This is a genomic window from Paenibacillus sp. FSL H7-0756, from assembly GCF_038006765.1.
Classification (GTDB): domain Bacteria; phylum Bacillota; class Bacilli; order Paenibacillales; family Paenibacillaceae; genus Paenibacillus_AQ.
On sequence record NZ_JBBOVT010000001.1, the window covers coordinates 2,841,099 to 2,866,098 of the forward strand.

At 51.6% G+C, this 25,000-nt stretch carries 30 protein-coding genes and 3 tRNA genes; 22 read left to right on the plus strand and 11 right to left on the minus strand.

Features of this window, described 5'->3' with window-relative positions; all coding sequences use genetic code 11:
- Nucleotides 1–99 precede the first annotated feature (99 nt).
- Nucleotides 100–1,353: an LL-diaminopimelate aminotransferase gene (locus NST04_RS12540; protein WP_341184492.1), complete on the plus strand. Its 1,254-nt coding sequence runs from the start codon at nucleotides 100–102 to the stop codon at nucleotides 1,351–1,353.
- Nucleotides 1,354–1,656: 303 nt separating this feature from the next.
- Here NST04_RS12540 and NST04_RS12545 read toward each other — a convergent pair whose 3' ends face one another.
- Complete coding sequence (locus tag NST04_RS12545) at nucleotides 1,657–2,217, minus strand: GNAT family N-acetyltransferase (RefSeq protein WP_341184493.1); 561 nt, start codon at nucleotides 2,215–2,217, stop codon at nucleotides 1,657–1,659.
- A gap of 171 nt (nucleotides 2,218–2,388) precedes the next feature.
- Here NST04_RS12545 and NST04_RS12550 point away from each other — a divergent pair, with 171 nt between their 5' ends.
- The 13 genes from NST04_RS12550 (at nucleotide 2,389) to NST04_RS12610 (ending at nucleotide 14,706) form a co-directional block, all read left to right on the plus strand.
- On the plus strand, nucleotides 2,389–2,625 hold the full coding sequence (locus NST04_RS12550; RefSeq protein WP_341184494.1) for a hypothetical protein: 237 nt from the start codon (nucleotides 2,389–2,391) through the stop codon (nucleotides 2,623–2,625).
- A gap of 588 nt (nucleotides 2,626–3,213) precedes the next feature.
- Entirely contained in the window at nucleotides 3,214–3,795 is a 582-nt protein-coding gene (gene pyrR, locus NST04_RS12555; RefSeq protein ID WP_341185233.1) for a bifunctional pyr operon transcriptional regulator/uracil phosphoribosyltransferase PyrR, read from the plus strand.
- 2 nt (nucleotides 3,796–3,797) lie between these two features.
- The gene (locus NST04_RS12560; RefSeq protein WP_341184495.1) at nucleotides 3,798–4,706 is read left to right on the plus strand and encodes an aspartate carbamoyltransferase catalytic subunit; all 909 of its coding nucleotides are present in this window, start codon (nucleotides 3,798–3,800) and stop codon (nucleotides 4,704–4,706) included.
- A 119-nt stretch (nucleotides 4,707–4,825) separates the two neighbouring features.
- A complete protein-coding gene (locus NST04_RS12565; protein ID WP_341185234.1) occupies nucleotides 4,826–6,106 on the plus strand; it encodes a dihydroorotase in 1,281 nt (426 codons plus the stop codon).
- A gap of 84 nt (nucleotides 6,107–6,190) precedes the next feature.
- Complete coding sequence (carA, locus tag NST04_RS12570; protein WP_340752336.1) at nucleotides 6,191–7,372, plus strand: glutamine-hydrolyzing carbamoyl-phosphate synthase small subunit; 1,182 nt, start codon at nucleotides 6,191–6,193, stop codon at nucleotides 7,370–7,372.
- A 1-nt stretch (nucleotide 7,373) separates the two neighbouring features.
- Nucleotides 7,374–10,595 carry a carbamoyl-phosphate synthase large subunit gene (gene carB, locus NST04_RS12575; RefSeq protein WP_341184496.1) on the plus strand — a complete coding sequence of 1,074 codons (3,222 nt, stop codon included), beginning with the start codon at nucleotides 7,374–7,376 and terminating at the stop codon, nucleotides 10,593–10,595.
- Nucleotides 10,596–10,723: 128 nt separating this feature from the next.
- Entirely contained in the window at nucleotides 10,724–11,509 is a 786-nt protein-coding gene (pyrF, locus tag NST04_RS12580) for an orotidine-5'-phosphate decarboxylase (protein ID WP_445667886.1), read from the plus strand.
- A complete protein-coding gene (pyrE, locus tag NST04_RS12585; RefSeq protein ID WP_341184497.1) occupies nucleotides 11,506–12,147 on the plus strand; it encodes an orotate phosphoribosyltransferase in 642 nt (213 codons plus the stop codon). The genes pyrF and pyrE overlap by 4 nt, the downstream gene beginning before the upstream one ends.
- Nucleotides 12,148–12,933: 786 nt before the next feature.
- Nucleotides 12,934–13,098, plus strand: coding sequence for a hypothetical protein (locus tag NST04_RS12590; protein ID WP_167347621.1), 165 nt, complete (start codon nucleotides 12,934–12,936; stop codon nucleotides 13,096–13,098).
- Nucleotides 13,099–13,183: 85 nt separating this feature from the next.
- Nucleotides 13,184–13,257, plus strand: a tRNA-Met gene (locus NST04_RS12595).
- A gap of 49 nt (nucleotides 13,258–13,306) precedes the next feature.
- Nucleotides 13,307–13,380, plus strand: a tRNA-Ile gene (locus NST04_RS12600).
- Between the two features lie 348 nt (nucleotides 13,381–13,728).
- Nucleotides 13,729–14,034, plus strand: a complete 306-nt coding sequence (locus NST04_RS12605; RefSeq protein ID WP_341184498.1) for a hypothetical protein — start codon at nucleotides 13,729–13,731, stop codon at nucleotides 14,032–14,034.
- Nucleotides 14,035–14,502: 468 nt separating this feature from the next.
- On the plus strand, nucleotides 14,503–14,706 hold the full coding sequence (locus NST04_RS12610; protein WP_341184499.1) for a hypothetical protein: 204 nt from the start codon (nucleotides 14,503–14,505) through the stop codon (nucleotides 14,704–14,706).
- A gap of 435 nt (nucleotides 14,707–15,141) precedes the next feature.
- On the opposite strand, the gene NST04_RS12615 is transcribed toward NST04_RS12610, so the two are convergent.
- Together NST04_RS12615 and NST04_RS12620 are read right to left on the minus strand one after the other, a co-directional pair.
- Entirely contained in the window at nucleotides 15,142–15,501 is a 360-nt protein-coding gene (locus NST04_RS12615; protein ID WP_341150642.1) for a hypothetical protein, read from the minus strand.
- Between the two features lie 294 nt (nucleotides 15,502–15,795).
- Entirely contained in the window at nucleotides 15,796–16,050 is a 255-nt protein-coding gene (locus NST04_RS12620; protein ID WP_341184500.1) for a DUF6199 family natural product biosynthesis protein, read from the minus strand.
- Between the two features lie 164 nt (nucleotides 16,051–16,214).
- Here NST04_RS12620 and NST04_RS12625 point away from each other — a divergent pair, with 164 nt between their 5' ends.
- Nucleotides 16,215–17,018 carry an undecaprenyl-diphosphate phosphatase gene (locus tag NST04_RS12625; protein WP_341184501.1) on the plus strand — a complete coding sequence of 268 codons (804 nt, stop codon included), beginning with the start codon at nucleotides 16,215–16,217 and terminating at the stop codon, nucleotides 17,016–17,018.
- 37 nt (nucleotides 17,019–17,055) lie between these two features.
- Here the strand turns inward: NST04_RS12625 and NST04_RS12630 are convergent, their stop codons facing one another.
- From NST04_RS12630 to NST04_RS12640, 3 genes are all read right to left on the minus strand, one after another.
- The gene (locus NST04_RS12630; protein WP_341184502.1) at nucleotides 17,056–17,220 is read right to left on the minus strand and encodes a hypothetical protein; all 165 of its coding nucleotides are present in this window, start codon (nucleotides 17,218–17,220) and stop codon (nucleotides 17,056–17,058) included.
- Nucleotides 17,221–17,289: 69 nt separating this feature from the next.
- Nucleotides 17,290–17,814, minus strand: a complete 525-nt coding sequence (locus NST04_RS12635) for an ImmA/IrrE family metallo-endopeptidase (RefSeq protein WP_341184503.1) — start codon at nucleotides 17,812–17,814, stop codon at nucleotides 17,290–17,292.
- Nucleotides 17,815–17,975: 161 nt separating this feature from the next.
- On the minus strand, nucleotides 17,976–18,152 hold the full coding sequence (locus NST04_RS12640) for a YjfB family protein (RefSeq protein WP_341184504.1): 177 nt from the start codon (nucleotides 18,150–18,152) through the stop codon (nucleotides 17,976–17,978).
- 168 nt (nucleotides 18,153–18,320) lie between these two features.
- Between NST04_RS12640 and NST04_RS12645 the strand changes: the two genes are divergently transcribed.
- On the plus strand, nucleotides 18,321–18,476 hold the full coding sequence (locus tag NST04_RS12645) for a hypothetical protein (RefSeq protein ID WP_155991357.1): 156 nt from the start codon (nucleotides 18,321–18,323) through the stop codon (nucleotides 18,474–18,476).
- 47 nt (nucleotides 18,477–18,523) lie between these two features.
- On the opposite strand, the gene NST04_RS12650 is transcribed toward NST04_RS12645, so the two are convergent.
- Together NST04_RS12650 and NST04_RS12655 are read right to left on the minus strand one after the other, a co-directional pair.
- The gene (locus NST04_RS12650) at nucleotides 18,524–18,712 is read right to left on the minus strand and encodes a hypothetical protein (RefSeq protein ID WP_341184505.1); all 189 of its coding nucleotides are present in this window, start codon (nucleotides 18,710–18,712) and stop codon (nucleotides 18,524–18,526) included.
- A gap of 87 nt (nucleotides 18,713–18,799) precedes the next feature.
- Entirely contained in the window at nucleotides 18,800–19,240 is a 441-nt protein-coding gene (locus NST04_RS12655) for a NucA/NucB deoxyribonuclease domain-containing protein (RefSeq protein ID WP_341184506.1), read from the minus strand.
- Nucleotides 19,241–19,402: 162 nt separating this feature from the next.
- Between NST04_RS12655 and NST04_RS12660 the strand changes: the two genes are divergently transcribed.
- Nucleotides 19,403–20,878 carry a glycosyl hydrolase gene (locus NST04_RS12660; protein ID WP_341184507.1) on the plus strand — a complete coding sequence of 492 codons (1,476 nt, stop codon included), beginning with the start codon at nucleotides 19,403–19,405 and terminating at the stop codon, nucleotides 20,876–20,878.
- A 17-nt stretch (nucleotides 20,879–20,895) separates the two neighbouring features.
- Here the strand turns inward: NST04_RS12660 and NST04_RS12665 are convergent, their stop codons facing one another.
- Nucleotides 20,896–21,387, minus strand: coding sequence for a PH domain-containing protein (locus NST04_RS12665; RefSeq protein WP_341184508.1), 492 nt, complete (start codon nucleotides 21,385–21,387; stop codon nucleotides 20,896–20,898).
- 201 nt (nucleotides 21,388–21,588) lie between these two features.
- On the opposite strand from NST04_RS12665, the gene NST04_RS12670 reads away from it, so the two are divergent.
- Together NST04_RS12670 and NST04_RS12675 are read left to right on the plus strand one after the other, a co-directional pair.
- Complete coding sequence (locus tag NST04_RS12670) at nucleotides 21,589–22,191, plus strand: hypothetical protein (RefSeq protein WP_341184509.1); 603 nt, start codon at nucleotides 21,589–21,591, stop codon at nucleotides 22,189–22,191.
- Nucleotides 22,192–22,364: 173 nt separating this feature from the next.
- On the plus strand, nucleotides 22,365–22,700 hold the full coding sequence (locus tag NST04_RS12675) for a YolD-like family protein (RefSeq protein WP_341184510.1): 336 nt from the start codon (nucleotides 22,365–22,367) through the stop codon (nucleotides 22,698–22,700).
- 6 nt (nucleotides 22,701–22,706) lie between these two features.
- On the opposite strand, the gene NST04_RS12680 is transcribed toward NST04_RS12675, so the two are convergent.
- Complete coding sequence (locus NST04_RS12680) at nucleotides 22,707–22,868, minus strand: hypothetical protein (protein WP_200869526.1); 162 nt, start codon at nucleotides 22,866–22,868, stop codon at nucleotides 22,707–22,709.
- 178 nt (nucleotides 22,869–23,046) lie between these two features.
- Here NST04_RS12680 and NST04_RS12685 point away from each other — a divergent pair, with 178 nt between their 5' ends.
- From NST04_RS12685 to NST04_RS12695, 3 genes are all read left to right on the plus strand, one after another.
- On the plus strand, nucleotides 23,047–23,733 hold the full coding sequence (locus NST04_RS12685; protein ID WP_341184511.1) for a M15 family metallopeptidase: 687 nt from the start codon (nucleotides 23,047–23,049) through the stop codon (nucleotides 23,731–23,733).
- Nucleotides 23,734–23,808: 75 nt separating this feature from the next.
- Complete coding sequence (locus NST04_RS12690; protein ID WP_341184512.1) at nucleotides 23,809–24,279, plus strand: WGxxGxxG family protein; 471 nt, start codon at nucleotides 23,809–23,811, stop codon at nucleotides 24,277–24,279.
- Nucleotides 24,280–24,461: 182 nt separating this feature from the next.
- A tRNA-Leu gene (locus NST04_RS12695) sits at nucleotides 24,462–24,547 on the plus strand.
- Nucleotides 24,548–24,680: 133 nt separating this feature from the next.
- Here the strand turns inward: NST04_RS12695 and NST04_RS12700 are convergent.
- Complete coding sequence (locus tag NST04_RS12700) at nucleotides 24,681–24,971, minus strand: hypothetical protein (protein ID WP_341184513.1); 291 nt, start codon at nucleotides 24,969–24,971, stop codon at nucleotides 24,681–24,683.
- Nucleotides 24,972–25,000 lie beyond the last annotated feature (29 nt).

Sequence of the window (25,000 nt, forward strand, 5' to 3'; positions counted from 1 at the left end):
ACAAATCAATAGATTATAAATCCATGGTACAGCGGCCGGATTTGCGTCATATTTAGAGCATAGATTCACAACATAGGCCCAGGAGATGAGTAGAAGATTATGAGTATTGAACAATATCAGGCTACATTCATTCAGACGAATTTTGCAGACCGCATCGGCGGCGAAGGATACGGCAAGGACACCTCCATCTACAAATTCGAGAAAATCAAACGCGCCAAAGCCTCGGCGAAGCAGGATTTTCCGAACATTGAACTGATCGACATGGGCGTCGGCGAGCCGGACGAAATGGCAGATGAAGGCATCGTGTCCAGACTTGCGCTGGAAGCGGCCAAGGAAGAGAACCGCGGCTACTCCGATAACGGTATTCCTGAATTCAAGGACGCAGCGGCTGTGTACCTTAAGGAAGTTTTTCAGGTGGACGGAATTGACCCTGTAACGGAAATCGTGCATTCCATCGGCTCGAAGCCTGCGCTGGCTATGCTACCATCCGTATTCATTAATCCGGGCGATATCACGATCATGACCATTCCGGGCTATCCGGTGCTGGGCACCCATACCAAGTATCTGGGAGGACAAGTCTACTCCGTGGAGCTGAAGAAGGAGAACAACTTCCTGCCTGACCTGAACTCCATTCCTGAAGAGGTTGCCCGCAAGGCGAAGCTGCTCTACCTCAACTATCCGAACAACCCTACGGGTGCAAGTGCCACACCTGAGTTCTTCACTGAAGTGGTAGCCTGGGCCAAAAAATATGATGTAGTCGTCATCCATGACGCTCCTTATGCTGCATTGACGTATGACGGCGTGAAGCCGCTGAGCTTCCTGTCCGTACCTGGTGCCAAGGATGTCGGCGTGGAGCTGCACTCCCTGTCCAAGTCCTACAACATGACCGGTTGGAGAATCGGCTTCGTGGCCGGCAACCCGCTGATCGTGAAGGCGTTCAGTGATGTGAAGGACAACAATGATTCCGGCCAGTTCATCGCGATTCAAAAAGCTGCCGCGTTCGGTCTCTCTCATCCTGAGATTACCGAAGCGATTGCCGCCAAATACTCCCGCCGCCACAACATGCTGGTGGATGCGCTGAACAGCCTGGGCTTCAAGGCCGAGAAGCCGAAGGGCTCCTTCTTCCTCTATGTAGCTGCGCCAAAAGGCGTCAAGGGCGGACGCCGCTTCGAATCCGGCGAGGATTTCTCACAGTTCCTGATCCGCGAGAAGCTCATCTCCACCGTGCCTTGGGATGATGCCGGCGCGTTCGTGCGTTTCTCCGTCACCTTCGTCGCCAAGGGCGAGGAAGAGGAGAAGCGTGTCATCTCCGAAATCCAAAGACGTCTGAGCGACGTTGAATTTGAATTCTAAAATGTAGATAACGAAGAAGCCGCTGCGGAGAAATCTGCGGCGGCTTTTTTGTGGTGCGCGTCTATCTACATAGCGGACTCCCGCTCAGCCCGGCTCGAATTGTTGCACAAAATGCAGCCTCGCACCGCTCAAACCAAGCTCGAACACACATATCCTGCACTTTTTGCAACAATCCATTCGGTGATGATTAATATCTGGCATGAATCCTGCAAAAACTGCAACAATTGGCCCGGCAGCACACAGGAGCGGAAGAATTCCTGCATAATGTGTAACATCAGAGCATTAGTAAAGCATCAGTGCAGCCTACCCTTTCCGGTAAGCCACCCGATGGAAAGCATTAATGTACCGAAACAGCGCTTCACCATCATCCGGCACATTCCCTGATCCACCCAGTGGCAGTATCATCGCCTGATAAGGCTCCGGTACCATTCGATATTGATGCACATAGGAGGTCAAGACGAACCCGTTCCGCTCCCAGAAATGAATACGTTCCTTGTGCGACGCCGTAGGCCCCGATTCCGCTTCGATGATGACTCCCCGGATGCCATGTTCCTGCACCGCCCAAGCTTTGATCTGCTCCAGCATCCAGGTCCCCGTACCCTCCCCGCGCAATAGCTTATCTACTGCCAAGTAATCAATAATCAGGATCTTGTCCGCAGCTTGCCCCACTACACCGGTAACAGCCATCGCAACAACCGTCCCCTGATGCACCCCCGCATGTAAGTAACCAATCCCCCGGTTCAGCATACTGCGCAGAATTCCCTTGGTCTTAGCCCCGCTCGGAAAAGCCTCATGGTAGATCCGCTCCATCCGCCCCCACCACGCTTCATCCCACTCTTCTATAGTAATAAGCTCCATGTTCATGATTGTATTCGCCTCCAGTTCCATTCCAGTTTTATCATAACAGAGCAGGGGCTGGAACGAAATCAGGGTAGATCGCTCATGTAAAAAAATGGTATAATTATGAGGGCTAATAATCAGACTCTTAGGCTATTGGATTTCGTACGACATTACATTTCCATTAGGAGAGAGAAGATGAACACAACACCCACACATGCTGAAACATATAAGAAAGCTGATATTGCTGAAGACAGTGCCGGTTATATTGATGAACAATTGCTGCCTCAGCAGCTGATCGAAGGCGGGGGGCCTTTACGGCGAGTGGATCTCACCAGCCTTCCCGTACCCGTGAAATATATAGGATACATGATTGTCTACGGTATCCCCGTGTTGTTCCTAAGTTTGATTGTGGCGGTTACTTTTTTTAAATGAGCCGGCATATTGCCGCTGATGCGTTGTCTTGTGCCATTAGTGCAATTTCTGCATTCCGCAGTTGTGTAATCCGCACGATCAGCGCAGCGCCATAGTGCCCCCCTCTGCCTGCCTCTCCCCCAAGGGGGGATGTCAAATCTCTTGCACCGTTTAGGTGGAAGCGGCGGAGGAGATTTTGGAACTGTAGAAGAGCGGCAGCGTTCGCCTTTGTCTCCGGATTTAATCCGCTAAGCGGTTAATTCAAATCAATCTGGGGACAACAGCGGCCGAAAGTCCAAAATCACCGCAGCTGCGCCCTCCCCTAAACCGTCCTGTGAAGAAAATTTGACATCCCCCCGTCCATCTGTCATAATTCCCTATAGTTGAATAGCGCCTTTAATTCAGTCCCGTGAGGCTGGCAAGGTAACGTGAATCGAGGTTCGCGTAAGAAAGCAGGAATCCGTATGAGTACGGAGTGCCTCTTTATGCGCGCGGACACGCCATCTTTTTGAATCTGCGGATTTCACTCCTTGCCTGCTTTGGGCAAGGAGTTTTTTAGTTTATCCGGGGAACTTGAACAGGCGATCAAGCAGGAGGATGGCAAAGAGCATGGTTACTGGAAAAAATGTCATTATGGACGAAACGGCGATTCGCCGGGCACTGTCACGCATTGCACATGAGATTTTGGAGAAAAACAAGGGTATCGAGAATTGCCTGCTGGTCGGCATCCGGACCCGGGGGATCTACCTGGCTCAGCGGATCGCGGAGCGCATTAAGGAAATTGAGGGCGTGGACATCCCTTACGGGGAGCTGGACATTACTCATTACCGCGATGACCGCGAAGGCGGCGGGGACAACCGGGAAGCGATGGACAAGGCGGTTGTGAACAGCAATCTGATCCTGCCTCCGGGCACCAGCGGCACCCGGGATAAGAAAGTAATCCTGTTCGACGATGTACTGTACACCGGAAGAACGATCCGCGCGGCAATGGATGCACTGATGGATTGCGGAAGGCCCCGGATGATCCAGCTGGCTGTACTGGCTGACCGCGGCCACCGGGAGCTGCCGATCCGCCCCGACTATATCGGCAAGAACGTACCCACCTCCAGGCATGAGCAGATTGAAGTGTCCCTGAGCGAGTATGACGGCAAGGACGAAGTGTACATTATTTCAAACCGGGAGGAACGATAACAATGATGACGGCAACCAAAGTGAAGGAACGCAGTCTGCTGGGGATGAAGGAGCTGGCGGAGTCGGAGATTAACCAGCTGTTAGACAGAACAGCTTACTGGGATCATCAGAGTGAGAAGCTCACGCCGGTGCTGAGAGCACATTTTGTTGCCAATATGTTCTTCGAGAATAGTACCAGAACCCGCTTTTCCTTCGAAATGGCTGAGAAACGTCTGGGTGTACAAGTACTGAACTTCACGGCTGCGGCCTCCAGTGTGGAGAAGGGCGAGTCCATCTACGATACAGTGCGCACACTGGAGTCAATGGGTATCGATGCCGGAGTCGTCCGGCTGAAGCCTGCCGGGGTGCTGCAGCAGCTTGCCGAGAAGGTAGGCGTTCCGCTGATCAATGCCGGGGACGGCAACAACGAGCATCCGACGCAGGCGCTGCTGGACCTGTACACGATGCGCAAGCATTTTGGCGGACTGAAGGGCCTGAAGGTCTCGATTATCGGGGATATTATGCACAGCCGGGTAGCACGGTCCAACCTCTGGGCACTCACCAAAATGGGGGCAAGCGTGCAGTTCTGCGCCCCTGTGAATATGCAGGCTCCTGAGCTTGCGGCCTACGCTCCATACGTGTCTATGGAAGAAGCGCTGAAAGCGGATGTGGTCATGATGCTGAGAGTGCAACTGGAGCGGCATGCTTCAGGCATTATTTTATCGGCTGAGCAGTACAGGGAGCACTTCGGACTGACCGAGGAACGGGCTTCCAGGCTGGACCCGGCAACGATTATCATGCATCCGGCACCGGTGAACCGCAATGTGGAGATCGACGATGCGGTAGTGGAGAGCAGCCAGTCCCGGATTTTCCCGCAGATGGCGAACGGAGTGCCGGTACGGATGGCGGTCATGGAGCGGGCTTTGCAGTAGCAGAACGGCAACCAAAAAAACCTCACATAAGAGCATTAATAAATATACACAAAGATGAATTTTTATTATATAATAACTACAGAGCTTACGGCTGCGGCCGGAAGGCACAAAGGAGAATCATAACCGTGATCATCAAAAATGCCAGTGTACTGAACGAAGAAGGCGTGCTGGAGCGCAAGCATATTGTTGTGCAGGACGGAGTTATCTCGAAGATTCAGGATGCCGCCGAGGCGGTAGAAGAAGCCGGAGAGACCGTTGAAGCGGAAGGCAAGCTGCTGATACCGGGACTGATCGATATGCATGTGCACCTGCGTGAGCCGGGCTTCGAGCATAAGGAAACCATTGAGACGGGGGCGCGCTCGGCGGCCAAGGGCGGATTCACCACGATTGCCTGCATGCCGAACACACGCCCGGTAACTGACAGTGCAGAGATCGTACAGCTGGTGAAGGATAAGGCACGCGAAGCGGGGCTTGTGAAGGTGCTGCCTTACGCGGCCATTACCAAGAATGAGCTGGGACGCGAGCTGACGGATTTTGCGGCACTGAAGGAAGCGGGAGCGATCGGCTTCACCGATGACGGCGTAGGCGTGCAGAGTGCGCAGATGATGAAGGATGCGATGAAGCTGGCGAAGGAACTGGATATGCCGGTGATTGCCCACTGTGAGGATAACTCGCTGGTGGAAGGAGCGCCGGTAGCCGAAGGCACTTTTGCCGACAAGCATGGCCTGAAGGGAATTCCGAATGAGTCGGAAGCCATTCATGTAGGCCGTGACATTCTGCTGTCTGAAGCAACGGGTGTCCACTATCATGTGTGCCATGTCAGCACTGAGCAATCGGTCCGGCTGATCCGCCAGGCGAAGCAAATCGGCATTAAGGTAACCGCCGAGGTGTGCCCGCATCATCTGCTGCTCTCGGAGGAAGATATTCCTGGCATGGACGCCAATTGGAAAATGAACCCGCCGCTGCGCTCCCGCCGCGACGTGGAAGCCTGCATCGAAGGGCTGCTGGACGGCACGCTGGATATCATCGTGACCGACCATGCCCCGCACAGCGAAGAAGAGAAAGCCAAGGGCATGCAGCTTGCACCGTTTGGCATCACCGGCTTTGAGACGGCCTTCCCGCTGCTGTATACCACTTTTGTGGCCACAGGCAAATGGGATCTGTCCCTGCTGGTGCAGCGGATGACCGCTGATCCGGCCCGGGTGTTCAGACTGAATACAGGCAGCCTTGCAGTAGGGGCGCCTGCCGATCTGACCCTGATTGATTTGAATGAAGAGAAGGAAGTAGACCCTGCAACGTTTGCGAGCAAGGGCCGCAATACACCTTTTACCGGATGGAAGCTTAAGGGCTGGCCGGTGAAGACCTGGGTAGACGGCAGAGCCGTATGGAGTGAGGCTTAACAGAAGTAAGCAGTAGCCCATGCAGCCCGGCTGCATGGCTGTGACATAAGAATCAGACTACAGAAACAAGAAGGAGTGGAAGGCATGCAGGCGAGATTGCTGCTTCAGGACGGAACACTGTTTACAGGCACCGCATTTGGCGCGGAAGGCGAGAAAACGGGCGAGGTTGTTTTTAACACAGGAATTACAGGCTATCAGGAGGTACTATCGGACCCTTCGTACTGCGGCCAGATCGTCACCATGACGTATCCGCTGATCGGGAATTACGGCATTACCCGTGATGATTTCGAGTCCGTGCGCCCTTTTGTACACGGCTTTGTTGTGCGGCGCCACGAATCCGTACCCAGCAACTGGCGTGCTGAATACAGTGTAGACGATCTGCTGAAGGAATATGATATTCCCGGCATCAGCGAGATTGATACCCGTATGCTTACCCGGATTATCCGCCACTACGGCACCATGAAGGCGATCCTCACCACTTCTAACAAGCGTGTGGAAGAATTAATGGAGATGATGGGTGACACTACTATTGAGGAGCTGCGCAATCAGGTGGCCCGTACCTCTACGACAGCAGCCTACAGCAGCCCGGGCACCAAAGAACGCATCGTGCTGGTCGATTACGGCGCGAAGACAGGTATCCTGCGTGAACTGAACAACCGCGGCTGTGATGTGGTGGTTGTGCCTCATGATGTCACTGCAGACGAGATCCGCCGCTTGAACCCGGATGGCATTCAGCTCTCGAACGGCCCTGGGGACCCGAAGGATGTACCTTATGCGGTACAGACCATCTCCGAGCTGCTCGGCGAATACCCGATCTTCGGCATCTGCCTGGGACACCAGCTGTTCGCACTGGCCTGCGGCGCTGATACAGAGAAGCTTAAGTTCGGCCATCGCGGCGGGAACCATCCGGTGAAGGAGCTGGAGAGCGGACGCTGCTTCATCACCTCCCAGAACCATGGCTACACCGTGAACGAGGAATCGATTGCCAGCACAGACCTGGAAGTTACCCATATCAATAACAATGACAAGACCGTTGAAGGACTGAAGCATACCCGCTACCCCGCTTTTTCGGTGCAGTACCATCCGGAAGCGGCGCCGGGACCGCATGACAGCAGTTATCTGTTCGACCGTTTCCTGCAGCTGATCGCAGACCACAAGGCGCAGCGGCCGGCCGGATCGCGCCAGGCACAGCTTGCGGCGAATGCCAGAATCACGGCACCGAAATCATCCGCACCCCAGCTTGAAGCCGTGAAAGGAGCTCTATAACATGCCTAAGAACAACAAACTCAAAAAAATTCTGGTTATCGGCTCCGGTCCGATCGTTATTGGTCAAGCTGCCGAATTCGACTATGCAGGCACACAGGCCTGCCAAGCCCTTAAGGAAGAGGGCGTCGAGGTCGTGCTGATCAACAGCAACCCGGCAACGATTATGACTGATACCAATATGGCTGACAAAGTATACATTGAACCAATTACACTTGATTTCGTAACCGGCATTATCCGTCAGGAGCGCCCGGACGGGCTGCTGCCTACACTCGGCGGACAGACCGGCCTGAACATGGCCGTAGAGCTGGCCCGTGCCGGTGTCCTGGAGCAAGAGAAAGTGAAGCTGCTGGGCACACAGCTCGAATCCATCGAGAAAGCAGAAGACCGCGATTTGTTCCGCGAGCTGATGCGCGAGCTGGAACAGCCTGTGCCGGAGAGTGCGATTATTACGAGTGTGGAAGAAGCGCTTGGCTTCGCCGCAGGAATCGGCTATCCGCTGATCGTTCGTCCGGCCTACACGCTGGGCGGAACCGGCGGCGGGATCTGCGACAACGAAGAAGAGCTGCGCGAGACCGTTAAGGCGGGTATCCGTTACAGCCCGATCGGCCAATGTCTGGTCGAGAAGAGTATCGCCGGCATGAAGGAAGTCGAATATGAGGTTATGCGCGATGCGAATGACAACTGTATTGTAGTCTGCAACATGGAGAACTTTGATCCGGTTGGCGTACATACGGGCGACAGTATCGTTGTGGCGCCGAGCCAGACGCTGTCCGACCGTGAATATCAGATGCTGCGCAGCGCTTCCCTGAAGATTATCCGCGCGCTGAATATTGAAGGCGGCTGTAACGTACAGTTCGCCCTGGACCCGCAGAGCTACCAATATTACGTTATTGAAGTGAATCCGCGTGTCAGCCGCTCCTCGGCGCTGGCATCGAAGGCGACCGGTTATCCGATTGCCAAAATGGCGGCCAAGATTGCCCTCGGCTATACGCTGGATGAAATCGTCAACCCGGTAACCGGCCAGACGTATGCTTGCTTCGAGCCTACGCTGGACTATATCGTCAGCAAGATCCCGCGCTGGCCGTTCGACAAATTCATCTCGGCGAACCGCAAGCTGGGAACGCAGATGAAGGCGACCGGAGAGGTCATGGCGATTGGCCGGACTTTTGAAGAGTCGATTCACAAGGCGATCCGGTCGCTGGAGATCGGTGTCCACCGTTTCCGTCTGCCGGGAGCGGAGCTGCTTGAAGAGAGTGTGCTGCGCTATAGACTTGCCAAGCCGGATGATGAGCGCCTGTTCCTGATCGCGGAAGCCTTCCGCCGGGGCTATGAGCTGCAGGAGATTCAGGATATTACGAATGTGGACTGGTGGTTCCTCTCCAAGATCGAGGGGCTTGTGAGCTTCGAGGAAGAGATCCGTGCCGAAGAGACCTTGTCTGCTGAGACGCTGTATCAGGCCAAGCGCAAGGGATTCACAGACCGGGCAATTGCCGAGATCCGTGCCGAAGGCCGTCCAGGCGGAGCATTCACCAAGGAGTCAGAGGTACGTGTGCTGCGTCTGCAGCAGGGTCTGGTTCCGGTATTCAAAATGGTCGATACCTGCGCCGCTGAATTTGAGGCCACTACACCATATTACTACTCGACCTATGAGACGGAGAATGAGGTCATTCATTCCGACAAGCAGAAGGTCATTGTCCTCGGCTCCGGCCCGATCCGTATCGGCCAGGGGATTGAATTTGACTACTCCACAGTGCATGCGGTGTGGGCGATTCAGAAGGCCGGCTATGAAGCTGTAATTATCAATAATAATCCAGAGACCGTCTCGACGGATTTCAATACCTCGGACCGTCTGTACTTTGAGCCGCTGTTCTTCGAGGATGTCATGAACGTGATTGCCCAGGAGAATCCGATCGGAGTCATCGTACAATTCGGCGGACAGACCGCGATTAACCTGGCTGCACCGCTTGCTGCTGCGGGTGTGAATATTCTGGGTACCAGCCTGGCGAGCATCGATGAAGCTGAGAACCGCAAGAAGTTCGAAGCGCTGCTGGCCCGTCTGGATATCGCACAACCTAAAGGCAAGACCGTAATCAACATTGATGAAGCCGTCGAAACCGCGCAATCGCTTGGTTATCCGGTGCTGGTTCGTCCATCGTATGTCCTGGGCGGACGTGCTATGGAGATTGTCTACAACGACACCGAGCTGCTGAGCTACATGGTTGAAGCGGTAAAAGTAAATCCGGAGCATCCGGTGCTGATCGACCGCTATATGCTGGGCAAGGAAGTGGAAGTGGATGCCATCTGTGACGGAGAGACAGTTGTCATTCCGGGCATCATGGAGCATGTGGAACGCGCAGGGGTTCACTCCGGCGACTCCATCGCAGTCTACCCGCCGCAATATCTGGATGAAGGTCTGAAGCAGAAGATTGCTGAGATCACCATCAAGATTGCCAAGGAGCTCAAGACCATCGGTCTAGTGAACATCCAGTTCGTCATTTATCAGAATGAAGTGTATGTGATTGAGGTCAACCCGCGCTCCTCGCGTACGGTTCCGTTCCTTAGCAAGGTAACCGGTATTCCGATGGCGAACCTGGCGACCAAGATCATTCTGGGCGGCAAGCTGAAGGAAGACGGGTACACTGAAGGTCTGTGGCCGGAGAGCGATTATGTGTCGGTAAAAGTGCCGGTGTTCTCTTTTGCCAAGCTGCGCAGAGTGGAGCCTACGCTCGGACCGGAGATGAAATCTACCGGTGAAGTCATGGGCCGCGACAAGCTGTATGCCAAGGCGCTCTACAAAGGCCTGATCGGTGCAGGAATGAAGATTCCAGCTACCGGAGCAATCATCGTAACCGTAGCCGACAAAGACAAGGCTGAAGCGGTTGAACTGATGAAGGGCTTCCATGCCATGGGCTACAAAATCATCGCTACCGGCGGTACAGCAGCGGCGCTGGAGCAGGCGGGGCTGAACGTGATGAACGTTAACAAGCTGGATGAGGGCGAGCCGACTATTCTGGATCTGATCCGCGGCGGTCAAGCGAACTTCGTCTTCAATACACTGACCAAGGGCAAAACGCCTGAGCGTGACGGATTCCGCATCCGCCGTGAAGCGGTAGAGAACGGTGTCGTATGTATGACCTCGCTCGATACGGTAACGGCGCTGCTGAGAATGCTGCAGACGATTAACTTCTCGTCCCAGTCGATGCCTGCTTTTGTCGGACAATAAGATAGAGGGTGAGGCAGCTGTAACAGGCTGCTACAGGAACGGTTTGCGTTAACGCAGACCGTTCCCCTATGCCCGGGACCTTAATATCGAAGGTGCTGGATACGATAACTAAGAAAGAAGGTTGGCGAATGGAACGGACAGCAGCAGAGCAGCAGCACGGGCACGAGAATGTCGGACAGATTGAGAAGTGGAATGAAATGGCCGGACGGCTGATGGTTGCCCTGGATTACCCGAATGCAGACCAGGCGCGGGCGCTGATCGAACAGCTCGAAGGTATCCCTTGCTATATGAAGGTGGGCATGCAGCTGTTCTATGCGGCCGGTCCTGACTTCATCCGGGAGCTGAAGGAGCGCGGATATTCGGTATTCCTTGATGTCAAAATGCACGATATCCCCAACACGGTCCGGGGTGGTGCTGAGAGCCTAACCGGGCTGGGCGTGGACATGTTCAACGTACATGCCGCCGGGGGCGCAGCCATGATGGCGGCTGCGGTGGAAGGAGCGGCTCAGGCGGTCAGCCTGAAGCCATCGCTGCACATGCCGCTGATCATTGCAGTAACCCAGCTTACCAGCACTAGCCAGGAAGTGATGAACCGCGAAATCGGCATAGCCGGAACAGTGACCGATGCAGTGGTGCGATACGCCAAGCTGGCAGCGGAAGCAGGCTTGCATGGAGTGGTAGCATCCCCGCAGGAATCCGTGGTGATTGCTGAAGCGTGCGGAACCGAGTTCCGCACGGTTACCCCGGGCATCCGGCCCGCTGGTGCGTCACTGGACGATCAGTCCCGGGTCATGACGCCCGGACAGGCTATTCGCCAAGGCAGCCACTACCTGGTAGTGGGCCGGCCGATTACAGCCGCGGCAGATCCGCGTGCGGCAGCACTATCTATTATTGAGGAGATGAGCCAAGCATGAGCAAATTAGAGAATCGAAGTGAACAGGTCGCAAGTCATCTGCTGGAGATCGGAGCCGTAGCCCTGCGCCCGCAGGAGCCGTTCACCTGGACCTCCGGCATCAAATCGCCGATCTATTGCGACAACCGTCTGACCATGGCCTTCCCGGCAGTCCGCAATTACATTGCGGAGGCCTTCGCAGAGCTGATCAGAACCAGCTACCCGGACGCAGAGGTGATTGCCGGGACAGCAACCGCCGGTATCCCGCATGCGGCCTGGGTGGCCGATAAGCTCGGTCTCCCGATGGCTTACATCCGGGACAAGGCCAAAGGCCACGGCAAGCAGAACCAGATCGAAGGACTGATCGCGCCCGGCCAGAAGGTCGTCGTGATCGAGGACCTGATCTCCACCGGCGGCAGTTCCATCAAGGCCGCACAGGCCGTACAGGAAGCAGGCGGCCTCCCGCTGGCCGTGCTGGCCATCTTCAGCTACGAGCTGGACCGCGCCGTAGAGGCCTTCGCCGCTGCTGAGCTTCCGCTCCAGAGCTTGTCCAACTACAGCACGCTGATTAATGTGGCGCTGGCCCAAGGCAAGATCGCAGAGAGCGATGTAGCGCTGCTGCAATCCTGGCGCCAGGACCCTGCCGCCTTCGGCGTGTAGGGCTGTAGAGGACCCTGAGGATGGAAGATGGTGCGTGGAGAATGTTGAGAATACGTAAAGCGTAAACGTAGAGCGTAAACGTAAAGCTTAGAAAATGCGTAGAAGAAGCCTTGTCCTCCTTTACCGGGGGGGCTGGGCTTTTTAGAATTAATATGTTTTGGGGTCCCCGCAAAGTACCTGAGTCATCATCGAAGCTAAAGTCGCACTTTGTGGGGTTATTTTGTGCTAATAATTAGTTTTTGGACAGTCAGGAAAAGAAGTGGAAAAACAGCATCTATTCAATGGCTCAGCACACTTCTGGATGCTCTAGTTGGAAAAAATACACTTGTTGAGACCCGAAATGGACAATAACGCAGATACGGCGTGAACTAGATGACCTAAATCCACTTATTTCTTTTGAAGAGGCGATTTCCGCCCAAGCAAGTGTACAAAATCCAACTGTAATCATCTCAACTGCTTGTTATCTCCACAGCCCCTAATTAGCTGCATACTCCAATATCCATGCGTTACTAACCAATCTCATCATGTCTTGCTCCAGTGAAGAATGTGACCGCTACTCTCATCACATTCGTTCCATTGCCCACCACCTTGTTTTCAACTCATTTGTTATACTCCATATCCCCTGTAATCTGCTCCATGCCTGCGTTATTCTTCAACCAGTAACCTAAGCATACGGGCAGAAATTGCCATCTTCTCCGCCAAGCTATCCTCTAATTTTCTTGCAAAACTGGGCATGATAAATAGCACCGGGACATATATTATTGCGATGAAGGAGAAGAGGGTATCATGAATTGGATCTATTTTGCCAAGTTGTTCAGGACCAGATTTCAAGCGGGCTGCCTTGCCAAAAGACTGGAGCAGGACGGCTGGATCTATGGCTATCATGATCCGAGTTTTGTGGAAATATACCGTTCGCGCAAGGGCCGTTATGGTGTGCGTTTTCTGCCTTAGACAGAAAATCCAAAATCATCCTTGACTTAATGCATGGCTATATTGTATATTATCTATTGTCGCTGTTTAAATAATTATTAACTGACGCGGGGTGGAGCAGCCCGGTAGCTCGTCGGGCTCATAACCCGAAGGCCGCAGGTTCAAATCCTGCCCCCGCAATTACCTTATTACACCGGACAGCACTCGTATAATACGGATATCCTAGTCCGGGCCCTTAGCTCAGTTGGTTAGAGCGGTCGGCTCATAACCGATTGGTCACAGGTTCGAGTCCTGTAGGGCCCACTTCACTTAACCCCCTTGCCTAGCAAGGGGGTTTTACTTTGTTCAGGGTAGTTTCCCAACCTTGCTAACAGATTTGCAAACGAAGTACATTTATCCATATAATAGAACTGTTTGGCTTCGAATCATCTATTTGGTTAATTATTACTCAAATTATTAAGCACGATATGGTACCCTCCTGAAACTATTAATCTGAGAGTCGTAAGAACGACTGATGCACATATAGACATTGAGTAGTGCAAAGACTGTTTATAGAGGCGTTAAGAATTGCACGGTTTTGTTCCAGAAGGAAGGGTCGGAAGGAAGATACTTCTAGATGTCGAAATGTGATGTCGAAGGGAGGTGAGTGTAATGGATGATTGGGGGGAGAAAATAAAAAAAGCATTTGATGTTCATGTTGAGAAAAGAGTAAATATAACTACTGCTTTGAACTCACTTATGGTTGAACTAAGAGATCGACAAGGACTAAAACCTAATGTAGAACTTATAAATGAATATCCTTTGGTTTGGAGGATATTGATTCAAGGCCGCTGTGTTGATATTAGCGAAGAGGAAATTGATGATATCCGGGATTCATTGCCTAGTTTCAATGGTTCAGGTGAGAAATTACCCTTACTTGATGGAATTAAGAAATTGTTAGTTGAAAAATTTAATTAAGCGCCTTAGGATGATTTTTTGTGTTTTTAGAGGGCCTATTATATATGTTCTCAAACACTTTCAAACAATAAACTCGTCTGGCATTAAGCCAGGCGGGTTTATTTTATAGCTTTTGCAAATGCTCAATAACTATGTTCATGAACTTCTTAAAATTTTTTTAAAGCTTGTTACTTCCATTCTCTTGTTCTTTAGCTTTCTCACTGAAATGTATGCTAATAATAGCAATTACCAATAAAATTACACCTACTACATTAGAGAATGCAGGCTCATTGTTTGAAATTGATCGTATTAACAACCGAATATTAATAGCAAGAGCCCCGAACCAACATATGTAAACAAACCATTTAGTACTGTTCTTCATTATTTCACCTTTCATATACATTATTTTATAATTATACAATATAGAATCAGCATGTTTCGCTTTCAAGCTGATCTTTAGGTTTCCATTATCCCAATTAAGGAGGAATTATGAACCAGAGAAAAATCGTTAATTTAACAGTGATTATTCTGATCATATGTATTTTTTATTATTTTTTCGTAAGCGGAGGTACTGCTGCGGTTGGAAGAATAGAAAAGCTTTTTTTGAAGGAAAAGGAGTCGTATTTTATGGCTTACAAATATAATTTGCTGCGTAAACCTTACCTTGTGAAAATTAAAGAAGATGAAATATAATCTGTGTATGACTTGATCAAGGGGTGAAACAATGAAGTTACTGGACGGTCTCTAGCTTCCCTGAAGGAGGTTAGAGCTGAGTTGACTAGAAGCGTTAAGAAAACACCCGTAAGTAAAGATCAGGCAAATCCCTGGACGAAATGACAGGCAAGCAAGGCTGTGCGAAGATACTCCCGAGGTATTCCTTATGGTAAATTCTATCGAAAAATTTATTGTTCGTGGGATATAAGCGATTGGAGATTTTACAAACCTTATTTGCAAGCGGTCAAGGAATGGGAGACCAATGGTAGAAGTTGGCACAGACCCGTTAGCCTTCAGAAATTAACTTTAAACTGGAATAAGGATTTTAAAAGAAAATAAGAAAAGGGGTTGCCGATAGGGAAGCGTCGGCGGCTCCTTTTCTTATGTACGTTCTGCCTTAAAGAAGAGCTAGTTTTAATTTCTATCTACTAAAATAGTATATGCAGTTATGTTTCCGAATTCATCATATGAAAATATAGTTGAGGCTCCATATTGAACAGCTTGAACCCATCCATCTTCATACAATACAATAGCCCCATCATTAAAAATTAGTTCAAGTGATCCGGGGAGATACTTCCAATATCCTGAATTCATGTGAACAATAATTTGTTCAAAACTAGCCTTGGCACTCACATCTTGTGGAGTAACCTTGTTTAGAGTAGATACTGCGGGAAGATCAGGAGTCTGGATGGATGCAGTTGCTGCAAAAGAGGTGGAGCCTAAAGCGAAACAAGCTGTAACGGTTAAAAGGCCAACCAAAAGTTTCTTTTTCATACTTCAAACCTCCAAAATGAGTATTTTGTGTGTTACATAAGTAATAATAGATTAAATGGATTTATATGTATATAAGTAATAAGTATGGTTTTTAATGATATTTTTTGTCATATATTGGAGGTTAATGTCGTTTGTTGATTTTTAATTGGATTTGAATAATATGTCCTAGGACTTTGTAAGGATTATTATTAAAATGCAATTATATATAAGTTTTTACTAATGAAAAACGGGCCATTTTGTGGCCCGCGTGTTCGACTAAATTTCAATATTTGATTTTTAATGCTTATTAGGGAATTAACCAAACATAGAAGGCAAAAAGAACAAGAAAAAGAGAATAAGAACGATCACGCTGGTGATTCTGCTCATCATAAGATAAGCCTCGCTGGGCCCGGAGTCGCCTTTGACCATCCAGCCGTAACGCATATGCCAGCCCATGGCCGGGAAGAAGATATTCAATACTGCAATCAATACGAAGAGAACAGCGAAAATAACAACCATTTTTACCAGCTCCTTTCTCCATTTACGAAAGCCCATTGCATGAAGTTGCATATTTCTGGATGCAGCTTCAAATTAACAACGCAGAATTCTTCCAGCCCCACGTGACACTTATGTCACATCAACCCCCATATTGTTAGCTCATTCGATGGGGAATTCTATCTGCGCCTCTTATACTGGAAATATATTGATTTACTTCCGAAAGGGGCTATTCACCAGTGACTGAAGCTATCAAAGCAATACTATTAGGGATTATTGAGGGGTTGACTGAATTCTTGCCGGTCTCGTCTACCGGGCACCTTATCCTGGCAGGGGATCTGCTGAAGTTCGAGGGGGAGGCTGCGGTTACCTTCAAAATCGTAATCCAGCTGGGTGCGGTAATGGCCGTATTGCTGCTGTATTGGAAAAAGTATGTGAACATCGGGATGAATATGCTGAAGTTGGATTTCTCCAAGAGCAAGGGACTGAATGCCATCCACATGATCCTGGCTATGGTTCCGGCACTGGTGGTGTATCTGCTCTTCAAAGATACGATCAAGAGCCAGTTATTCGGCCCTAAGCCGGTCCTGATTGGTCTGATTGCCGGTGGCCTGTTGATGATCTTCGCTGCACGCAGCAGGAGAACCGTTACGTCAGAGACGGTGGACGGTCTTAACTATACGCAAGCCTTTGGCATCGGGCTGTTCCAGTGCTTAGCGCTATGGCCCGGGTTCTCCAGATCCGGCTCGACGATCTCAGGGGGCCTCCTGCTGGGAACCAGCCAGAAAGCCGCTGCGGACTTCACCTTCCTGATCTCAGTACCGGTAATGTTCGGAGCCAGCCTTCTGGACCTCTATGACAGCCGGGATCTGCTGAATTCAGATTCACTGACCCTGATGCTGATCGGGTTCGTGACGTCCTTCCTCGTAGCCATGATTGCAGTGGTCACGTTCATCAAGCTGATCAAGCGGCTCCGCCTGGAGTGGTTCGCGCTGTACCGCTTCGTGCTAGCAGGACTGTTCTATGTAATTGTCATCCTGTAATGGGCCTCTGGTGTGATCCGCTCAGGAGGCTCAGCACTCAGCCGTATTCCTTAGGCTCCTGCAGCAGGATGGAGAAGGTCTGGGTCTCGTGGTCCACTTCAATCGTCTCGATACCCACAAAATCCGGAATTTCAGGATGAACGGCATCCACGCTGTATTCAGGGTGAGTCAGCAATAATTGAATGACTTTCAAGGCTTCCACGTTGATCTTGATCCCCTTTACAGTAGAATCTCGTGTTCTGATTTATAGTCTGTATTATCCCCGCAGCGCTTAGCGAATATGTCTGTGGATGATATTTCTGTCTTCGTTACGTTCCATAACAGCCATTAATTGACCCTGGAAAATCCGTCTCTGGATCTGGTCGATCCGCTGGAGCGCGAGGGGGATTGGCACCTGGAATGCTACAGCCAGCTCGGCAACGGCATCCTCACGAAGTTCGGGCAGCGTCTTCTCGGAGATCATGGTATAGGGCATGGAGGCATACAGGATGAACCGGTCGGATTCATCTCTCTGCGCCTGAGTGAACTCTCCGGGCATAAGTGTAGACTTACCGGCATGCCGCAGCAGATGACACAGCTCATGGAGGAATTCCAGCCGCTGCAGCTCGGGAGGGAGCCGGTTGTCGATGAACATGCTGTACATTCCGGCTGTAGCCTCAATCGCCTTACTGCGGACATCCAGATAGTGCACCCAGATATTAAGCCGCTTCGCTATGTAATCAATGGAGATGTCGGACGGCTTGCGGACACCAATACGCTGGTATAGATCCTCTGTCCATTTCTCCAATGCGGTCATCTGATAATAGCCTTGCATAATCAATCACCCCATATATAAGATCGTATGTTCGTATTATTGGCCAAAAGAAAAGCCCGTAAGGGCTAAGCAGCAGTTCAGCGCGCACTCTTCACCGGCTGAAATATGGAACTGGTGTTCCTGTGTATGTAAGCATAAAGGAATTACGCCCGAATATCAAGTGTTTTTCCCAAGGTGGGGTGCGTGGCCTGACTCAGCATCTGAATCATATCCTGGGCACCGCTCTGCGCCTGCTCCTTGGCAAGGCTCATCACCTGCAGCCCTGCGGCCTGCTGTAAGGATGACTGGCTCATCACTACGGATAATGCAGCAATATCCATCCGGCATTCCTCCTCCATATGTTGTGAAGCTATTGCTTCATACTCTATATCGACCACTGGACGCCTGTCCGTTAGGTGAATGGTATTTCTTTGCCAATTGGCCCATGCAAGGGAGCGGAATTCCACATATTCTGTGCTGTATTCAATATTCAAGAGGAGGAATTAATCATGGGAGCAGAGTATGGTTGCGGTTGTGGAAATAACGTAGGTGGAGTGAATCAGGGACCTCCAATCGTTCCGGTAGTAAGCCCTTGGACTTCGACAGGTGCAATTCTGGTTCTGTTCATCCTGCTGGTTATCATCACAAAAGCCTGCTTGTTCTAGAACAGCCTATAGCCAGTGTAGCCCTGTCCGGCCTGTGCCGGATAGGGCTATTTCTTTTTCCTGTTATTTTTACGGACTGTTGGCCCGATCTGGCGTTTGATTCTGCCTGTAGCTGCATCCGTTTCAATGATATAGAGCTCCTTAATTGTTCCTGCAAGCGCGAACCATTCCTGTAAGGCTTCAGCTTCGGACATAGGGCCGTACAGCCGTTTGCCCCGATAACAGATATAGAACACATGCGGCTCTCCATCAAAGTTATATTATCCCATTTCATTCTACGCTTTATCGCAGTGAAATTGAATAACATCCCCCACAATGCCGGCTTACTTGAAAATAAACTCTACGCGCGTACCGTCTGCGAACGTCTCCAGCTGATTGCCGACCCAGCTTCCCGCTCCGCGGTTATCACTGGGGGTTATGTACTCAATATGGGCCCCGGCTCCGCCTTCCTCACACATGGCCATCGGCCATTCGTCCCGGTCATAGCCTTTCTTCGTGGGAACTCCCTTCAGCGACGCCTTGCGGTTCTCCTCCGCATCCTTGCGGTTGATCGTGCAGATGGCTGATTCTCCCTTACGGATGGCCTTCTGGATGTGCCTCGCGGTCTCCGGGTAGCGGTCTGCCGGGAACTTCAGCTTCACGACCTCCGAAGAATGACCGGAAGGTGTCTGCGGCAGCCATTGCCCGTTTTCTTCCAGCAGGTAGGCGGACAGACTGAGCAGGGCGATAATGATGAGACTGATGATGGATTTTTTGGCTTTCATATCTGCTCCCTTGGATGTGGGTATGGGTATAATGCCTGTGCCCTGAATAGTATAGCGTAAGAATAACCGATTGGGACAGCCCGAATTCTGTGCAGCAGCCGTGCTGAAGTTCCATAATTCGTCATAATATGTACAAACACAAGGAAAAGGATGGTGGAAAATGTGGAACAGCGCAACCTCAGGGACCTGCTGGATTCGGCCTCGCGGCTGATTGGTGATGTGCAGTGGCAAGCGGCTTTTCGCAAAATACAGATGTCTCCCGCTGACGCGGAGCTGGGGGCGCCCGCACGGAAGCTGCTGGAGACGCTGTACTGGCTGCAGGGCCAGGGAATGATCAGCGGCCAGCATGATTACCTGGAGAGTCCGGATGATATCAACAACAAGCTGAAGAATACGGCGGGTACCTATGCCGGACTGCACGGCTATGAGATGGGGCCAATTAGCGGCCAGACGGAGAAGCTCATCAGCAGTCAGCGTCAGGGCGTAACGGACAGTGCGATCCGCTGGCACAAGGCCGGGGGCATCGTAGCGATGACCTATCATGCCAACCTGCCGGGTACGGCACCAGCCTGGACGAATGTCTCCATGAGCCTCAGCGAAGCTAATTTCAGCAAGTACATCACACCGGGAACACCCGAGTATACGGCGATGATTGCCGAGCTGGATAAGGTAGCTGTTTTCCTGAAAAAACTGAATGATGCCGGTGTCCCCGTCCTCTGGAGACCATACCATGAGATGAACGGCGGCTGGTTCTGGTGGGGGCAGAAATCCTCCTTCGTGACCCTCTGGGAGATCATGTTCGAGCGGTATACCGTCTATCATCAGCTGCACAATCTGCTGTGGGTGTGGAGTCCGAATGCCAAGAACAAGAATAGTGAGGAGCCGGCGAAGTATTATCCGGGCAGCGGCAGAGTGGATGTGCTGGCGGCGGATATTTTCGAGGGGGATTACAAGGCAATCCATCATGATACGCTCTGGGACCTGGGGCGCGGCAAGCTGATCGCCATCGGTGAGAACGGGGAGCTTCCACCGCCAGCTGTGCTGGCAGGCACGCAGAACAAATGGAGCTTCCAGATGACCTGGGGCAAGATGCTGTACGAGCGCAATAAGGATGCAGTGATTCAGGCTTTTATGAAAAATAGTGCCGTATTCTCCAGAGACGACTATTCGGCCAAAGCGGCGGCGTATGCTTCTTCAGGAGGGGTACTCCCCAAACCGGGCCTCTATGGGCAGTATTACAACAATATTACGCTTACCGGCACGCCTGCCCTCACCCGGACAGATGCCAATATTAACTTCGCCTGGAGACAGGCAGCGCCCGATCCGGCTGTTCACGCAGATCTGTTCTCGGTACGCTGGAGCGGCCGGATAAGCGCTGCCTATAGTGAGACCTACACGATCTATTCGTATTCAGATGACGGAATCCGGATATGGATCGACGGGAAGCTGATTATTGACAGCTGGATCAAGCAGAGCGGGCAGGAGCGGCAAGGCACTGTGAGTCTGATTGCGGGGAAGCTGCATGAGCTGAAGGTGGAGTACTATGAGAACCAGGGGGATGCGCGGGCGGTACTGATGTGGGAGAGCCCCAGCCAGGCCAAAGGCGTAATTCCGGCAGGAGCCCTCTACCTTCCATAACAGAGTGTAACGAAGCGTCAGATATGCTCGCGGTAGCTGATGTTGTTGGCGATTTTCTCATCACGGACGGCTTGGCGCAGGATATCCTTAACAGACTGAACCTTACGGATTCTATAGAAGGGGAGCTGTGGAGATGAAGCATCATCCGATAAAATGATCAGCGTCCCGATGCCCAGCATACGCTGCATAACCGACTGGGTGACGGAGAAATCATTGACCCGCAGCAGCTCGATTTCTTCGACATCCTTGCCGATCAGCCCGCTCTTCACCATAATCCGCTGGGACGTAATCGTATATTTGGTGGTATTCAGCCCGATCAGCCCCTTGAGACGGTCGGAGATGCCGGCAGGCTTGCCCTGCCATAATTCTTGTTCGGGACCGGAGCTATGGCCAGACGCCGGACGGCGTGCTGTTGCCGGAGAACCGGCCTCTTCTGTGCTTGCCCCGCATTCCCCGCAGAATTTGGCGCCTTGCTTGTATTCCGCACCACATGTTGTGCAATAAGCCATGATAGATCTTCCTCTCCTTGAACGGATAAATTCATTATAGTATAACAGGAATTGCCAGTCATCAAATGGTTATTGATCGCCATTTCTCCCTATGAATACGCTTAACTTCTGACATATGTTTCATTACGCCGACTTTTACATTAATTTCATTTGCACTTAACAAAAAACGATATTATTCTGTTAAGTGGAGGGATATTAACTATGAGACAAGCTTTACTTACAGGACTGCTAATGGCCGTCATGATCCTCAGTGCCTGCGGCAATAACAGCACCGAACCGGCTTCCCCGGAAGCGGTGCAGGAGACGGTACAGAACTTTTACAATGAAATGTCGAAATTCGACGAAATGGGCAAATCCTCGCTAGAGAACTTCAACACCACATTCACCTCTTATTCCACCGGACAAGCGACAGACAAAGAATTCCAGAAGGCTGTAGACAGCTTCCAGGATACCGCCTCCGAGCTTGCAGATCATGTGAACGATATCAAGATTGCGGGCGGCTTGCCGGATACGATCGAGAAGCTGCTTAGAGATTCGGTGATTGCTTTCAAGAGTGCCTATCAGATTAAGGAGAAGGCTTCCAAGAGCGCAGTATCGCCCGATGTGACCGCCGAGGAATTCAATGAGATGAATCAGCAGGCGGACGTAGCCATGCTCTATGGCATCTCCAAGCTGAATGAAGCCAGAGAAGCCGCCGGACTAATTGAGACGGAGCAACCCGTACCAGGAACTGTGTCAGATGCAGGCACAGATGCCAAGCAGGAACCGGGTACCGGAAGCGCAGGGACTTCGTCAGTGAAATAAGCAGAGACAAGACTTGTTATGCACAAAGGGGTTCAAAGGAAGACGCTGTACAGCATGACTGTGGGCGTCTTTTTGCTATGGGGGTATACCTAAATATTTCTGCTTGCCTAACCTGCTGAAGCGCAGATATAATACAAACATATGTTCTGTGCGAAGAAGAGGAGGAACGGCGAATGAGCAAGAAGCTTGAAGGAAACCGTCAACGTGAGTACAGCGGGAGGGTGCTTCCGGAGCAGATCGGGCGAATAGGGAGAGAGCAGCGGGAGACCTGGCATAGCCTGAGGCCGGTGCTGGATGAGGAGAAGCTGGAGGAGATTGAGCATACGCTGGCCTTATCGCTGCGTAGTCATGTACGGGTAACGCTGGTGCTGTATGGTCCTCTGGAGCAGGTGAAGCTGAGCGGATTCGTGACCTCCATCCACACCCACTCGCGTGAATTCAAGCTGCAGTGGGCGGAGGAATGGAAGTGGCTGCTGGTAGATGACATTGTGGAGGCTTATATTGTCTGACAGATTTTACTTGCTGCGGTGTCCGTCCGTCTTCTCATAGGCAATCAGCGTGACCTCCGGATTTCCGGTCATCCGGGCAATCTCCGATTCCGCCTGGCGGATCACTTCGACCACATCCTCCTGATCGCTAAGCGGGGCAATTCTGTAGCTGTCGCTGTGTATCTCCATGTTCATCCCCCTTTTCGTTTGAATGACCTGACTTACGGTCTATCTTCTTATTCTGGCCTGTAGATGCACAGTTCATCCGGAGAGATAGGACGCTGCACAGCTTATTTTGTGAAAAAAACGGTCATTGGTGCAAGCAACCTGGCCTAAGCGGGCATTTATTATACCAGGGGGTGAGTAGATGCTTACTTTGGAGCAGGTCAAGCAGAAGTCGGCCGCAAGGCTTACGAAGCTGCATCCGGCCGTACTGGCCGGGGCGAACGAGCTGATAAGACGCAGTTATAACCGGGGGGTGCCAATCCTCATTACGCAGGGCATGCGCACGATAGCGCAGCAGAATGAGCTATATGCTCAAGGGAGAACCAAGAAGGGCGACATAGTAACCAATGCCCGGGGAGGCGACAGCTACCATAATTACGGACTGGCAATAGACTTTGCGCTGCTCCTGCCGGATGGCAGGAATGTGTCCTGGGATATGAATCGTGACGGGGATGGCGATAAGGTGGCAGACTGGCAAGAGGTGGCGCAGGAGGGGAAGAAGCTGGGATTCGAATGGGGCGGGGACTGGACCTCCTTCAAGGATTACGCTCATCTGCAGATGAGCTTCGGCCTTAGCATTCAGGACCTGAAGGCAGGCAGACGGCCTACTGCCCAGCAGAGTGCAGCCGCACTAAGCCGTATAACCGGAGGTGAGCCAGAGGTGAACAAGGATATCCCGGTAAATATTACGCTCAACGGTAAGAAGCTGACGACCGGCGTCATGGACGAGGCGGTAACCTATGCGCCTGTACGAGCGATTGCGGAAGCACTTGGAGCCAAGGTCACGTATAATGCGTCCAGCAAGACCGTGAACATTGTGAAGGAATAACTTCTCTGCATAGATGCTGTCCCGGATGGGGAAATTATCAGCGATTAACCACATCCATGAAGGGGGCACAACATTTTGAACAAGCTGATCACAAGTCTTGCCTGCGGTACGGTCCTGTCCATGAGTCTGCTCGGAGCAAGTGACATCTCCGCAGCACCTGGCGGTATGATGACAACCACTCCAGGCGTTATGAGCACCTCCGCTCCGGGCATGAACAGCACAACAACAGACGGCCGGATGGGCAACATGAACATGCGCAATATGGATGACCGGATGATGGACAGCCGGGGCAATACCATGATGAACGAGACCAGAGATTCCATGCATAAGACCGAATCCATCATGAAGGACAAAATCCGTACCGGCGACAACAGCTCCGTCTCCCCGCTGTCCAACGACAATACAACGGGCCGCTACCGGGCACAGAGCACCACCACCACAGCCACCAACAACGGCAACCGCTCCAACTGGGGCTGGCTCGGTCTGGTCGGCCTCCTCGGCCTTGCAGGCATGCGCAGCAGAACCGGCGAGCGCGACCGCCACTAGCCGGAGCAGGGCACCGCAGTTCTGCGAGTAAGGAACAGCAGCGCCAAGCAGTAAAGCCCGTGTCAGTCTCGGCTGAGCGGGCTATTTGCTGCTTATGCAGAAGAAAATTTGGAAAAAGGAATTGCGTATCCCCCGGATACATGATATTATATTTCTTGTCGCGTATAACGCGCACACAACATGCCGGGGTGGCGGAACAGGCAGACGCACAGGACTTAAAATCCTGCGGTGGGTGACCACCGTACGGGTTCGACCCCCGTCCTCGGCACTAATATTAATAGAGAAAGGCGCATTCAACTGAATGCGCCTTTTCTATACTTATAGGTTAGAAACTGCTTGCAGGATAGAAGCAGTGTAAAGCATACAGCACAGAAACAGGGAAATGTACGCTTAAGATAGAATTAAGCAGTAGAGGAACTCCGCAGCTCATTGGAGAGATAGAGCGCATCCTTGAAGCCTTGCAGGTAGATGGAGCGTTCTGTAATGGCTTGAATGGAGAGTTGTGTATCTTCATACTGGAAAGCAGCATCCTGCTGGTCCTCGGGTAGGGCGTTCCTAAGCTGGTGGAAGTAATGAACACTCTCTTGCAGCAGCATGTTATACGCAGCATCCGTAACCAGCAGTTCCCGGTACATCCCTTCCAGCCGGATACGAATTAAGGGATCGGTTAAAGCTTCTAAAGATTTATACACACCAGAGACCTCCCTGTCGTTAACCTTAT